Source organism: Mucispirillum schaedleri ASF457 (assembly GCF_000487995.2).
Taxonomy (GTDB): Bacteria; Chrysiogenota; Deferribacteres; order Deferribacterales; family Mucispirillaceae; genus Mucispirillum; species Mucispirillum schaedleri.
The window spans coordinates 1,959,621-1,973,731 of record NZ_CP097562.1 but is presented as its reverse complement, the minus strand read 5'-3'; the positions used below and the strand labels follow the sequence as shown (position 1 = coordinate 1,973,731).

Here is a 14,111-nt window from a genome sequence, read left to right as displayed (position 1 = left end):
CATAATATAAAGATAGAGAAATGATAATACTAAAATTTTTTTATCATTTTTATCCCCCACCTGTATACTTTATCTAATTAATTATACTTTGATAAAAACAAGCCATGTTTTATTCACAGACTGTTTACAATATTTTTATTAAAACTCTATTATTTTATAGTGTTTTGCTATTCAGTTTCTTTTACCACTGCCTGCATATTATTTTCTGAGCTGTGTTTTTCTTCATCAGTAAGCATAGTATCAGCTATTTTAGAAACTTTTGCATATATTTTAAATGGAATAACTGTTAATTCCGCCATTATTCTTGCAATGACAATTCCAAAAATAAATAAGAATAAGCCATTAATCCTTTCTTCTGCATCATAGCCTGCTATGATTAAAAATAAACCTGTTAAAGTATATAATACTGCAGAGACCCAGTATATTACATTAATTAATTTAGGTGTATAAAGTTTATTTAAAAATAAAATGTCTGTAATATTCATGTTTCTACACTCCTGCATTTTCTCTTTTTAATTTTTTCTCTTTTAATTCTGAAATCAGCTGCATTTTTTTATATATTTTATACCAAACAAAAAGCATTTCAGCATATATGCGTATAATAAATGGCATAATAAAAATAAAAAACAAACCAACAGATAATGCTGCTGCTACAGCTAAGCCATCATTTTCAACGAAAAAAAAGATATTATCTATTATTAAATCATTATAAGTAGTAAATATTATACACGGATGGTAATATAATGGCAGAAATATACATGCTGCATCATAAATAATAGATATACCAAATAATATTGAAAAAATTACTGCCAAAATATATAAAATATTTATGACTTTTGGCAAAATAAACTTATTTAAGGTAAAAATATTTTTCATACTATCACTAGCCATTAATATTATTCTGCTTATTTTCTGATATATTCATATCTGCAAGTTTTTCAATCTGCTCATTAATTTTAAAAAGAATTACAAGCTGTTCTGCACAAATACGGGATACAACAGGACCTAAAATAATAAGTGCAATGCCTTGAACTACAAATACTTTCATTTCATAATCAGTAAGATACAATATTCCAAAAGAACAATGAAATAAACCAAATATAATTGATGCAATAACTGATAAAATGTATAATATATTTATAATTTTAGGCATATACATTTTATTTAAAAAAAGTATATTTTTGAAAAATGATTCTTTTTTCATACCCACCACCCTTATTGATGTTAAAATTTTAGTGTTGCAAATAAATCTTCCAGTGTTTCTGCTCTTCTAATCATTTCCACTGAGCCATCTTGTTTTAAAAGCAGTTCACTAGAACGAAGTTTACCATTATAGTTAAAGCCCATTGCATGACCATGAGCTCCTGTATCATGAATAACTATAATATCACCAATTTCTATTTTTGGAAGTTTCCTGTCTACTGCAAATTTATCATTATTTTCGCAAAGTGAGCCAGATATATCATACATATAATCACACGGTGCATTTTCTTTCCCCATAACTGTAATATGATGATATGCACCATATAAAGCAGGACGCATTAAGTTTGCCATACAGGCATCAAGCCCAATATATTCTTTATAAATATGTTTTTCATGTATTGCTTTTGTAACAAGATAGCCATAAGGTCCTGTTATTGCTCTGCCTAATTCAAAATATATTTTTGGATTATAACCTAATTGATTAAATACATCTTCGTATGCTTTTTTTATTAGTGCAGATAAATCTTCCCACTCTATTCTATCCTGCTCTTGTTTGTATGGTATACCAACACCACCGCCAAGATTAATAAATTCCATTTCAATACCTGTTTCTTTATAAATATCTGCTGCAAGCTGAAAAAGAATAATGGCAGTCTCTGCAAAATATTCTGGGTTTAATTCATTTGATGCAACCATCGTGTGCATTGCAAAGCGTTTCACACCTTTTGCTTTTGATATTTTATAAGCATCTATCATCTGCTGCCTTGTTAAGCCGTATTTTGCTTCCTGCGGTTTACCTATTATATCATTACCGCCTTTTAATGGACCGGGATTATATCTGAAACATAAAAGCTCTGGGAGATGACCAAGAGATTTTTCTAAAAACTCAATATGTGTAATATCATCAAGGTTAATAACTGCACCCATTTCACAAGCTTTTTTAAACTCATGAGCTGGTGTATCGTTAGAAGTAAACATTATATCTTCTCCCCTGATACCTGCCATTTCTGCTAAATAAAGCTCTGCAATAGATGAACAGTCTGCACCTATGCCTAAACCTGCTAAAAGTTTTAAAACTGCAGGGTTAGGCAGAGCTTTTACTGCAAAATATTCTTTAAAACCTGAAGCCCATTTAAAAGCGTCAAGAAATGCTTTTGCATTATCTAATATTGCTTTTTCATCATATATATGAAAAGGTGTAGGATATTTTTCAATTATTTTTTCTATTTCTTCTTTTGTAAAAGGAACTTTTTTTTCTGTCATATATTATCACCTCAAAATATTTATTATATAAAATTTTATTTTTTATACTTTTGAAGTCCTAATATAAAATTTTTTCATCATCAATGCAATATAAAATTATAACAGAATTTATAAACACCTTTAAAAAGAATATTTGACATTCACTATAATTCATAATATTTATATAATATATATTTATATTTAAAAATAATATGAGGGAATGCTTGTGGAGAATATTAATGTAACACTAATTATCTTCCAGCTTATAGGCGGACTGGGTTTATTTCTTACTGGTATGCAGTTTATGTCTGAAGGACTGCAAAAATCATCAGGGGACAGCTTAAAAAAAATCCTTGAAAAACTTACCACAAACAGAATTATAGGCACAGGGGTTGGTGCTATTGTTACAGCAGTTATCCAAAGCTCTTCAGCAACCACAGTAATGGTGGTAGGGTTTGTTAGTGCAGGGCTTATGAGTTTGACACAGGCATTAAGTGTAATTTTAGGTGCAAATATTGGCACAACTATTACCGGGCAGATTATCGCATTTAAAATTTCTGCTGCTGCTCTTCCCTGCATTGGCATAGGTGCTGTTTTATATATATTTTTCAAACGCCCTGCCATAGTTTATTTAGGGCAGATTATATTAGGCTTTGGTTTGATTTTTCTTGGTATGGATACTATGACAAATGCATTCAAGCCGCTTTCTCATTCAGAAGAATTTAAATCTATATTTATATACTTTTCTCATAATCCTGTAATGGCAGTGCTTGCAGGTGCATTAACAACACTTATTGTGCAAAGCTCTTCTGCAACAATGGGTATTACAATAGCACTTGCAACAGCAGGTATTATTGATTTCTCTGCTGCTGTTGCTCTTGTGCTTGGTGAAAATATAGGAACAACTATCACCGCAAATATAGCAGCTTTAAATGCCAGTCGCACAGCAAAGCAGGCAGCACTTGGGCATTTTCTTTTTAATCTTATAGGTGTTACTTATATGCTTATTTTCCTGCACCCTTTTATGTCATTTATTAACTATATAACACCGGGTGATGTGGCTTATTCTGTGCAGCAGGGGACAGAAGTAATATATCCAAATATTGGCAGACATATCGCAAACCTGCATACTATGTTTAATATTATCAACACATTAATATTTCTGCCATTTTTACCTATTTTAGCTAAACTCTGCGAAAAAATTATAAAAGATGATAAAAAAGAAGAAATAGAAACAAAAGTTGTGCATTTATCCAACGAAATGCTTTCTACTCCAGAAATAGCTGTTGGATTAACTCAAAAAGAAGCTATCAGAATGTATGAATATGCGCTTAATATTTTTAACTGTGCTAAAAAAGCAGTTATTGAAAACGATATGAAAGCAGCAGCTGAGGGAAAATCCATATCTAAAACACTAGATATATTTAATGATGAAATCAATGCTTTTTTAACAAAACTTTCTGCAAAATCAATTTCCGCACGGTCATTAAGAATTATACATAATATAAGCACTGCTGTGGAAGAAATAAACCAAATAGGCGACAGAAGTGTTAAACTTATTAAAACTAAAAATAAAATGAACGATAAAAATATTATCTTTTCTTCTGATGCTTCAGAAGAATTAAATAATATTATTAAATTAGTGGAAGAATTCTGTCATCAAGTGGAAAAATTATATATTTCTGGGAATAAACTGAAAGAAATAAATCTTTTTGCAGAAAATGAAGAAAGAATTGACCAAATACGCAAAACATATAAGAAAAATCATTTAAAACGGCTGGATGCTGGTATATGTTCACTTCCTGCTGGGCTTGCATTTATTGATTTACTAAATACTCTTGAAAAAATAGCCGATAATACTTATGCTATTGCACAGTTGATAGCAGATGAAAATTTATAATTTGGAGCAGCGAAAATAAATGGCAGCACTTAAAAGAATAGGTGTGTGGGATATACAGCTTGGTATGGTTATTGTCAAATGCGATAAAGCTGGTGTTCCATTTAATGAATATGGCCGTCCCCTGTCAAACTTAGGTTATATACACAGCCTGCATGATTATGGGGTAGAACATGTTTATATATGGAGCGAAACTGAAAGCACTGAAAAAAAGGAAGCAGCTAAAAAAGATGACAAAACAAAAGCTGTAGAATATAAGGTTGCAAAAGATGATGATGTTAATGCCATATTATTATCATCTGCTGCAGAACTTGTCCACATGCTTAAAGAAAACTTTACAGAATCTATGGCAGGACTCAAAATGGGAAAAGCTATAGATACTCCTGCTATTGTAGATGTGGTTTCTGATATTATATTTATGACTAGCGATAATCCTGAAGTTTTCACTAAAATTGCTTTAAGTGAAGGTATGACAAAAGATGAATATACCCATGGACTTAATGTATGTATTAATGCAGTATCTCTCGGTCAGGCAGTTGGTATCAAAGGAAAAGAGCTTCACGATTTAGGGCTGGCAGGACTTCTGCATGATATAGGCAAAGTAAGAGTGCCAGAGCAGATATTAAATAAAAAAGCTAACCTTTCAGAATATGAAATGGCAGCATTAAAAAGACACCCTGAATATGCAGGGCAGGTGCTCCAAAGGTATGATAACATTGGTGAAGATGTAATAAATATTATATACCAGCACCATGAATGCTGTGACGGCTCAGGCTATCCATCAGGTATTAATGCTCAATATATATTAAAACCATCAAAAGTATTAGCCATTGCAGAAGCATACAACACTATACTTACATACAGCCCAGAGTTTCCAAGAGCATTTAATAACACTGATGCTATAAAAAAAATATATGCAGAAGCTGGCAAAAAATATCAGGCTGATATTGTGAAAACTTTTGTATCTATAATGGGGGTATATCCTGTAGGGACAGCAGTAACATTAAGCAATGGTGCAATAGGTATAGTATGCGAAGTAAATAAGCAGGATCAGGCAAGACCAAAAATATTAATGATGCCAAAAGACAGCCCTGAAAAAATAGAACTTGTAAATTTAAAAAAACACCCTGCAATAAAAATAGTTAAAGAAATTAATAATACTGAACTTAATATTAACCCATTTGAAATATTCAATAACTTTTTACAAGATAGAATTACCCATCAAGTTCAAAAAACAGAATAAAAACTTATTGCAGACAGTATAAACATATCATAAAAAATTTTAATATTTTTTTATAAACTTATTAATACATCAGCATATTTATCAAAATGCTTATCATGAGTTGCTATTATAAATGGTGTATGTTTAGAATATTCTATAATAACTTTTGATAAATTTTCTGCTTCTATATCATCAAGCATATCAAGGGGTTCATCTGATAAAATTATTCTTCCGCTGCTTATATGCAGTGCCATAAGCAGTGATATTTTCTTTAACGCTCCACCTGAAAGCTCATAAATTGATTTATTTAAATATTTTTCAAATGGAGAATAATCTTTTATGCCTAATATTTTTAATTCATCTTTTATATAGCCTGTTAAAAAATTAAGCTCAGGCTGTGAATGAACATAAACTGCACCTGCATTTTCATTATTTTTATTATAGGAAAAAATGCTGCCGCTGTTTAATTTATTTATACCTGCTATTGCTTTTAATATTGTGCTTTTCCCACTTCCTATCTGCCCTTTTAAAATAACTATATTAGAATATGTTATATTAAAGCATTCCTGCTCTAATATTACTTTGTCCCCAGCATAAAGTGACACATTATCAAATATTAAGCGATAATCACCGCATTTATTATTTAACTGATTTACATTCATTAGCTTTTACACCTTTTTAAAATATAAAGGCTGCTTATCAATAATAAACAAGCCGCCATATTATATAATCATCATAAATTTTTACACAAGTGTTCTAAACCTTGTGCCATCAAGTGTATCTATAATTTCAATACCCTTTTCTGTTAATTCTGCACGGACACTGTCTGCAAGAGCAAAATCTTTATTTTTTCTAGCTTCTGCTCTTTTTAATATTAATGCTTCCACTTCTTGAACTGGTATTTTTAAGTTGCTTTTATACCACTCATCTGCACTGTGGTTAATAATACCAAGCACTTTTGATACTATATCAAAAATGTAGCTGCTTACTTCTTTTAAATGTTCTGCACTTTCAGTATCAGGTTTTCCTGCAATAATAGTATTACCCATTCTAACAATCTCAAAAATTGCAGCAACTGCTTTTGGAGTGTTAAAATCATCATTCATAGATTCTTCAAACTCTTTAATAAAATGGCTTTTCATATCGCCTATTTCCTGCTTTAAATTTTTACCTTTTTTAGAGCCGGTTAAATGAGCAGCTTCATCAAGGAAAATATATATTCTATGCAGTGCTGATGATGCTTCTTTCAGCTTATCTTCAGAATATTCAAGCGGCTGTCTGTAATGTGTCATTAAAAATAAAAGCCTTAATGCTTCCGGATGACATATTTTTAAAATATCACGGATAGTAAAAAAGTTATTTAATGATTTTGACATTTTTTCTTTATTAATATTTACAAACCCGTTATGTATCCAGTAGTTTGCAAAAGTAGAGCATGATATTGCTTCTGACTGTGCTATTTCATTTTCATGATGTGGAAATATTAAATCCTGACCGCCTCCGTGAATATCAATATTACTGCCTAAAATAGCTTCACTCATAACACTGCATTCTATATGCCAGCCCGGTCTGCCCTGCCCCCATGGCGATTTCCATGACGGCTCATCCGGTTTTGCAGCTTTCCATAAAGCAAAATCAAGTGGGTTTTCCTTTTTATCATTTACATCTACTCTTGCTCCAGCTATCATATCTTCCAGATTTCTACCTGAAAGTCTGCCATACTCTTTAAAAGAATTTACTCTAAAATATACATCACCGTCTACTGCATAAGCATTGCCTTTTTCTATTAATCTTTCGCAGTAGTCTATCATTTTTTCTATATATTTTGTAGCCATTGGAGTATATGTTGGTCTTTTAATATAAAGGCTGTCCATATCTGCATCATGTTCCTTTATAAACCTTTCAGAAAGCTCGCTCCATAATTCATGGTTTTCATTAGCACGGTTAATTATTTTATCATCAACATCTGTAAAATTTTTCACAAAGGTAACATCATAGCCCTTATATTCAAAAAATCTTCTAATCACATCAAAAGCAACAGAACTTCTGCCATGTCCTATGTGGGTATAATCATATACAGTAACACCGCATACATACATACCCACTTTTCCTTCAACAATAGGTTTGAACTCTTCTTTTTTTGAAGTCATTGTATTATAAAGTATGATATTCATATATTCTCCATTATTTTATTATTATTCATAACAGCATACAGTGATGATGCTAAAAGACTTTTTGTATATTCTGATTTTGGATTTGAAAGCACTTCCAAAGTGTTTCCATATTCTTCCAGACAGCCTTTTTTGATAACTGCTATATTTTCACATAAGTTTGAAACAACTGCTAAACTATGGGATATTAATATAAGGGTAATTCCATTTTTTTGCAAGGCTTTCATTAAATTTAAAATCTGTGCCTGCACTGACACATCAAGGGAGCTGACAGGCTCATCTGCAATAATCACTTTTGGATTAATAGATATTGCTCTTGCAATTGATATACGCTGCCTTTGTCCGCCTGAAAACTCATGTGGATACCTTTCTAAATATGCTGCTGGCAGCCCAACCATTTCCATAAGATGCTCTAATTTCGCCTGTATTTCATATTTATCTTTTGTAATATGCTGCTTTATACCATCACTTAATGCAGATTTTATTGTTAGTTTTGGATTTAGTGTATTATTAGGGTCTTGAAAAACCATCTGCACATTTTTTGTATATTCCTGCCTATCTGCTTTTGATAAAGCTGATATATCTTTGCCGCAGTATAGCACTTTACCTTTATCTGCCTTATATATGCTGCACATAAGCCTTGCAATAGTTGTTTTGCCACTGCCAGATTCTCCAACTATGCCAAGAGATGAGCCAGAAGCTATATTTAATGAAACATTATTAAGTGCTGCAAAATATTCATTTTTACGAAAAAAATTAGACGATGTATAAAAATATTTACTTACATTTTCAAGAGATAAAATACTATTATTTTGCATATTATTCTAACTCCATCCTTTTTTCTTCCTTTATTTTCTTATAAGTGCCTATTACTACAAACAAATTGCTTATAATTAAAGTAAAGAAAAATAAATTATATACAAATATATTAGTTTTAAAACCTTCATTAAATAAAATATCTAAAACTGTTATTAAAACTAATATAATTGATAGAGAAAATCCAGCTGCTATATAATTATTATATCTATTAATACATACAGCAATCACAAACATTACTGTATATAAAAATACATAAACATATTCAACAGGATATATTCTTAAATCTGTAATCAGTATATTCATAGAATTAAAAAGTAATATATATATTTCTCCAAGTATAACTGCGGAAATAATAAACATAGGGAATACATCATTGTAGTTTTTAAAAAGCAGAAAAAGACCTAAAAAAACATAAAAAGCTATTATATGCTTTAAATTTAAGAAAGTTGTCATAATATCTTCATCTATCTGCTTATAAGCTGTTATATTAAATACAAAAGGAAGAAGCCACATGAATAATGAATATATAACCATAGCTATTGATGAATAATATAATACCATATATATGTGTTTCAGCTTTATAAAATTAACTATTTCTCTAAAATCATACCAAAGCATTGCAGCATATTTTTTATCAGACTGATAAGTGCCTTTATTATATGCAACCCTGCTTAAAAATATAAAAATAGATACCAGCTCAATAAAAGCATAAAAAGTTATATTAAATGAGCTGACATCATAAACTATTAAACCTTTAAATGCAGAAATATCTTCAAACACAAATAAAGCTGATAAGAAAAAACTAATAACTGCAAGTATTTTTATTATATCTCTGTCAAATGTGGTAATATAAAGCATACCAAAAAAAATCATGGCAATAGAGATTTTATAATAATTAATCATAAAATATACTGCATCATATGATATAAAAATATATTCAAAACCATGAAAAACAACTACTGCATTTGCATATATAATAACCAGTATACTTCCTAAACCCATAACAGCAGATAAAAATCTGCCTGAAAACATTAGAGCCGCACTCTGCACAATAACAGCTATACATATAACTATATGCAGCAGCAAAGAATAGCCTACAATAAAAATATAACCTATGGATATAACAACAAATAAACTAGATAATAAAGATAAATAATCTACAATATACTCTTTTGAATACCATGTATAATATTTAGAAACAGTAAAATACTCTACACCACTTTTTTCTAAATAATCAAACCTGTGAACAGATGGAGAAATAAAAAATACAAAATAAACAGCACCCATAGCTTTAAGTGCAAATACAGTAAAATCAATAAATGTTATTTTATAAAGCTCATCAACAAGCTCTATTCTTCCTGCACCATAAAAAAAATGCCCAAATAAATATATAGATAAAAGAATAATTTTTAAAAAAGCTGCCGTATAAAATAAAGAAATGCTGAAAAAAATATTAAGGAAAAATTTTTCAAGTTTATCAAATAACTTCTGTTTATTTGGTATAAGGCTTACATAATCAACATAATCTTTTGCATTTATAAGCCTGCCAGCAAATACACGCAGCGACATTAAAGCAGAAATAATTACACATACATAAAAAATAAACTCTGCAATAGGTGAAATAACTGGAACAGCAAAGCTGATAAGAATTAATACAGAACCTGTAAAAAATAATATAGTAGCACTTGCAGTAAAATAACACCAAGCTTCATATCTTGAAAACGGCTTGATTTTGAATAAAAAATATTTTAGAAAATCTTTTACAACGAGTTTAAATATTATAATTGTATTAAAAAAGCTGTGTTTTAAAAAAACCTTTTGTGTATAATTTATTGATGCAGTTTCTTTCAAATCCGTAACCAAAAAAGGCTCTCCTTGTCATATTGGACTGTAAAGATTATATATAAAATTTAATACCACTGCAATATATTATTATAAAAATATAAAATTCTGCAAAAAATATATGTATAATGCTGTATTTTTAAATAATCTTTAATAAGTTTGCAGTATTTGTTAATGAGAATAAGTATATTTGAAAAATTGCCTTATAACACAATATGTTCTTGCAAAAATCTTATTTTTATATATAGTTAAACAATTATTTACATGAGGGTATAGCTGTGTCATTAAAAGAGTTTGCAAAAAACAACATAGTTGTCTTTGATGGTGCTATGGGAACATCTATCCAAAAAATAAATATTGATGAAAATAAATGGCAGGGTAAAAATGGCTGCAATGAGTTTTTGTGTATTTCTTATCCTGAAATTATATATGACATACATAAAGGCTATTTTGATGCTGGTGCAAATGTTGCTGTTACAAATACATTTGGAGCTATTGCTTCTGTTTTATCAGAATATGGCTTAGAAGACAAAGTTGTTGAAATAAACAGGGAAGCAGTTGAGATTGCAAGGCGTGCAGCTGCTGGCAGAAAAAATACTTTTGTTTCATTATCAATGGGGCCGGGAACAAAACTTGCAAGTTTAGGACATACCAGCTACCAGTATCTTTATGAGCAGTATTTGCAGCAGGCAGAATGTGTTGATGTGGATTTATATAATATAGAAACTGCACAGGATATTTTACAGTTAAAAGCTGCTGTTAATGCATGCACTGAAGCTAACAGGCGTAAAAATACGGATACGCCAATACTTGTATCATTTACTGTTGAAAATAACTATATACTTTTAACTGGCTCAGATATTTCTGCGATTTCCGCAGTTATGGCAGGCATGCCGATATTTGCTCTTGGGCTTAACTGTGCAATGGGTCCTGATATGATGGAGCCTGCTGTTGCTTCATTATCTAATATATGGCAGGGAAATATTTATATATCGCCTAATGCTGGTATGCCTGAAACTATTGATGGCAAAACTATATACCCTATGAATGACGAAAAGTTTACTGCCATTATGAAAAGTATAATGGATAAATATCCAGTATCTATGGCAGGCGGCTGCTGTGGAACAGATAAAACACATATAAAAATGTTAAGTGAAATGGCAAAAGACAGACCAGTGCCAAAAAGAGAAGAAAAACCATATTATGGAGAAGCTGCCAGCCTTTTTACTGCTGTCGCATTAGAGCAGAACCCAAAACCAGCCATGATTGGTGAAAGAGCAAATGCAACAGGTTCAAAAGCATTTAGAGAAATGCTTTTAGCAGAAGATATTGATGGAATAACAGCCCTGTGCAAAAATCAAGAAGATAGTGCCCATTTTATAGATTTATCACTTGCTTATGCTTCAAGAGATGAAATAGAAGACTATAAAAAAATTGTGCCTGTATTAAATTCTCTGCTTATGGCACCCCTTGTAATAGATTCTACTGACCCGAAAACTGTTAAAGCAAGCCTTGAAAGATATTCTGGAAAACCTATTATTAACTCAGTCAATTTTGAAGATGGCGGCACAAAACTATATAAAATGCTTGATATTGTAAAAGAACACCCCGCATGTGTTGTAGCTCTAACTATTGATGAAGATGGTATGGCTGCAACAGCTGATAAAAAGTTTCAAATAGCTAAAAGACTTTATGATGTATGGGTCCATGAGTATAAATTCAGGGCAGAAGATTTAATAATAGATACTCTTACATTTTCTATTGGTTCAGGAGATGTTACTTTAACTAATGCAGCACTAGAAACATTAAAAGCAGTTAAAATGATTAAAGAAAATCTAAAAGGTGTAAAAACTACTCTTGGAGTAAGCAATGTATCTTTTGGCTTATCCCCTGCTTCAAGGCAGATATTAAACTCTGTATTTTTACATGAAGCAGTAAAAGCCGGGCTTGATACAGCAATAGTTCATGCATCTAAATTAACACCTATTGCAAGTATGTCACAAGATGATGTAGATTACTGCCTTGATTTAATATATGCCCGTGATAATGCACTGCCTAATTTTATAGAACATTTTGCAAATGCAAAAGTAGAAACTGATGAAATAAATAAAGATTTGCCGCCTTTTGAAATACTTCCTTTAAAAATTATAAAAGGCGATAAAACTGAGCTTGAAACCATAATTTCATCTCTTTTGGAAAGCCATAAGGCAGAAGATATTATTAACAACATACTTTTTCCTGCAATGCAGCAGGTTGGAGATATGTTTGGCGAAGGAAAAATGCTCCTGCCTTTTGTATTAAAATCTGCAGAAACTATGAAAGCAGCAGTCTCTATATTAGAGCCTTATCTTGAAAAATCAGCTGGAGCATCAAAAGGCGAAATAGTTATTGCAACAGTAGCAGGCGATGTGCATGATATTGGTAAAAATTTAGTAGATATTATTATGAGTAATAACGGCTTTAAAGTGCATAACCTTGGTATAAAGGTGCCAGCTGCCCAAATGATACAAAAAGCAAAAGAAACAGGTGCCAAAGCTATTGGTATGAGCGGACTGCTTGTAAAATCTACACTTATTATGAAAGAAAATATAAAAGAAATTGCAAAAGAACTGCCTGATATAAAAATTATGCTTGGCGGTGCAGCCTTAAATTCTAAATTTGTAAACGAAAGCTGTGCTGAAATTATGCCATATAAAGTTTTTTACTGCAAAGATGCTTTTGATAATATTGCTGCAATGGATGGCTCTAAAAAAGCAGCAGTAAAAAGTGAAAACAAAAAACCAGTTATAGAAATTATAGAAGAATTTAATGTTAAAAAAGAAGAAAGAGCAGATATATTAAAACTTGATAAAAAAGATATACCAACACCACCATTTTACGGCACAAAAGTTATTGATGCAAATATTTTTGATGTGTATAAATATCTTAACAAAAACTTTTTATTCTCAAATATATGGGGCTATAAGAAAAGAGATTTAAGCTGCGAAGAATATGAATTTTTAATAAATGAAACAGCTATGCATGAGCTTAAAAGTTTATTTAAAAATATTACTAATAAAAATGCTGTTTCACCAAAAGCAATATATGGATATTTTAAATGCAGAAGTATAAATAACTCTATTGAAGTTTATTCAAAAGATGATGCTTTGCTCCATACTTTTAATTTCCCAGACAGTAAAGCTGTGCCAAAATACTGCCTTGCTGACTATATTTCAAACAGTGAAGAATATTATGATGTTCTTCCTATACAGATTGTAACATTAGGGGAAAAACCAGCCCAGTATTGTGCAGAGCTTTTTAAAAATAATGATTATAAAAACTACTATATGGCTCATGGACTTTTTACTGAACTTACTGAAAGTCTGGCAGAATATACCCACAGGATAATAAGAAAAGAATTAAATCTTATTGATAAAAGCAGTGACACCCCAGAAAATGCAGTTGCAGGAAAATACAGAAGCAAACGGTTCAGCTTTGGATATCCGCTGTGCCCTGATATTGAAAACAATACTATTATTGCAAATATGCTGCAAAGTGAAAGGATAGGGGTTACATTAAGCCAGTCTCACCAAATGCACCCAGAATATTCTACATCTGCTTTTATTATACATCATCCAAATATTAAGTATTAATTTGTGTATATAGGCATACCAATATTTTTTGGATAAGTTCATACTGAACCTTCTTTCATGTCATAGGGCAAAGTATCTAAAAA

Annotated in this window: 11 protein-coding genes; 3 read left to right on the top strand and 8 right to left on the bottom strand. The window is 30.8% G+C overall.

Features of this window, described 5'->3' with window-relative positions; all coding sequences use genetic code 11:
• Positions 1-167: 167 nt before the first annotated feature.
• The 4 genes from N508_RS09140 to N508_RS09125 are packed head-to-tail and all read right to left on the bottom strand — an operon-like array spanning position 168 to position 2,466.
• Entirely contained in the window at positions 168-485 is a 318-nt protein-coding gene (locus tag N508_RS09140) for a DUF4282 domain-containing protein (protein ID WP_023276117.1), read from the bottom strand.
• Positions 486-489: 4 nt separating this feature from the next.
• Positions 490-891 (bottom strand): DUF4282 domain-containing protein, encoded by a 402-nt coding sequence (locus tag N508_RS09135; RefSeq protein WP_023276116.1) that lies wholly within the window; start codon positions 889-891, stop codon positions 490-492.
• Positions 884-1,204 carry a DUF4282 domain-containing protein gene (locus tag N508_RS09130; protein ID WP_023276115.1) on the bottom strand — a complete coding sequence of 107 codons (321 nt, stop codon included), beginning with the start codon at positions 1,202-1,204 and terminating at the stop codon, positions 884-886. The genes N508_RS09135 and N508_RS09130 overlap by 8 nt, the downstream gene beginning before the upstream one ends.
• 20 nt (positions 1,205-1,224) lie before the next feature.
• Positions 1,225-2,466 (bottom strand): diaminopimelate decarboxylase, encoded by a 1,242-nt coding sequence (locus N508_RS09125; protein ID WP_023276114.1) that lies wholly within the window; start codon positions 2,464-2,466, stop codon positions 1,225-1,227.
• Between the two features lie 199 nt (positions 2,467-2,665).
• On the opposite strand from N508_RS09125, the gene N508_RS09120 reads away from it, so the two are divergent.
• Complete coding sequence (locus tag N508_RS09120; protein ID WP_040636904.1) at positions 2,666-4,345, top strand: Na/Pi cotransporter family protein; 1,680 nt, start codon at positions 2,666-2,668, stop codon at positions 4,343-4,345.
• 19 nt (positions 4,346-4,364) lie between these two features.
• Entirely contained in the window at positions 4,365-5,585 is a 1,221-nt protein-coding gene (locus N508_RS09115; protein WP_023276112.1) for a cyclic di-GMP phosphodiesterase, read from the top strand.
• 50 nt (positions 5,586-5,635) lie between these two features.
• On the opposite strand, the gene N508_RS09110 is transcribed toward N508_RS09115, so the two are convergent.
• The 4 genes from N508_RS09110 to N508_RS09095 all read right to left on the bottom strand — a co-directional run bounded on the left by N508_RS09110 (position 5,636) and on the right by N508_RS09095 (position 10,417).
• Positions 5,636-6,226 (bottom strand): ATP-binding cassette domain-containing protein, encoded by a 591-nt coding sequence (locus N508_RS09110; RefSeq protein WP_023276111.1) that lies wholly within the window; start codon positions 6,224-6,226, stop codon positions 5,636-5,638.
• 81 nt (positions 6,227-6,307) lie between these two features.
• Positions 6,308-7,738: a cysteine--tRNA ligase gene (cysS, locus tag N508_RS09105; protein ID WP_023276110.1), complete on the bottom strand. Its 1,431-nt coding sequence runs from the start codon at positions 7,736-7,738 to the stop codon at positions 6,308-6,310.
• On the bottom strand, positions 7,735-8,553 hold the full coding sequence (locus N508_RS09100) for an ABC transporter ATP-binding protein (protein WP_023276109.1): 819 nt from the start codon (positions 8,551-8,553) through the stop codon (positions 7,735-7,737). Before N508_RS09100 ends, cysS begins: the two co-directional genes overlap by 4 nt.
• 1 nt (position 8,554) lies before the next feature.
• Positions 8,555-10,417, bottom strand: a complete 1,863-nt coding sequence (locus N508_RS09095) for a hypothetical protein (RefSeq protein ID WP_023276108.1) — start codon at positions 10,415-10,417, stop codon at positions 8,555-8,557.
• Positions 10,418-10,674: 257 nt separating this feature from the next.
• Here N508_RS09095 and N508_RS09090 point away from each other — a divergent pair, with 257 nt between their 5' ends.
• A complete protein-coding gene (locus tag N508_RS09090; protein WP_023276107.1) occupies positions 10,675-14,028 on the top strand; it encodes a methionine synthase in 3,354 nt (1,117 codons plus the stop codon).
• Positions 14,029-14,111 lie beyond the last annotated feature (83 nt).

Coding starts and splice junctions, on each gene's coding strand:
- N508_RS09140 (WP_023276117.1), bottom strand. CDS start 485: ATGAATATTACAGACATTTTATTTTTAAATAAACTTTATACACCTAAA.
- N508_RS09135 (WP_023276116.1), bottom strand. CDS start 891: ATGGCTAGTGATAGTATGAAAAATATTTTTACCTTAAATAAGTTTATT.
- N508_RS09130 (WP_023276115.1), bottom strand. CDS start 1,204: ATGAAAAAAGAATCATTTTTCAAAAATATACTTTTTTTAAATAAAATG.
- N508_RS09125 (WP_023276114.1), bottom strand. CDS start 2,466: ATGACAGAAAAAAAAGTTCCTTTTACAAAAGAAGAAATAGAAAAAATA.
- N508_RS09120 (WP_040636904.1), top strand. CDS start 2,666: ATGCTTGTGGAGAATATTAATGTAACACTAATTATCTTCCAGCTTATA.
- N508_RS09115 (WP_023276112.1), top strand. CDS start 4,365: ATGGCAGCACTTAAAAGAATAGGTGTGTGGGATATACAGCTTGGTATG.
- N508_RS09110 (WP_023276111.1), bottom strand. CDS start 6,226: ATGAATGTAAATCAGTTAAATAATAAATGCGGTGATTATCGCTTAATA.
- cysS (WP_023276110.1), bottom strand. CDS start 7,738: ATGAATATCATACTTTATAATACAATGACTTCAAAAAAAGAAGAGTTC.
- N508_RS09100 (WP_023276109.1), bottom strand. CDS start 8,553: ATGCAAAATAATAGTATTTTATCTCTTGAAAATGTAAGTAAATATTTT.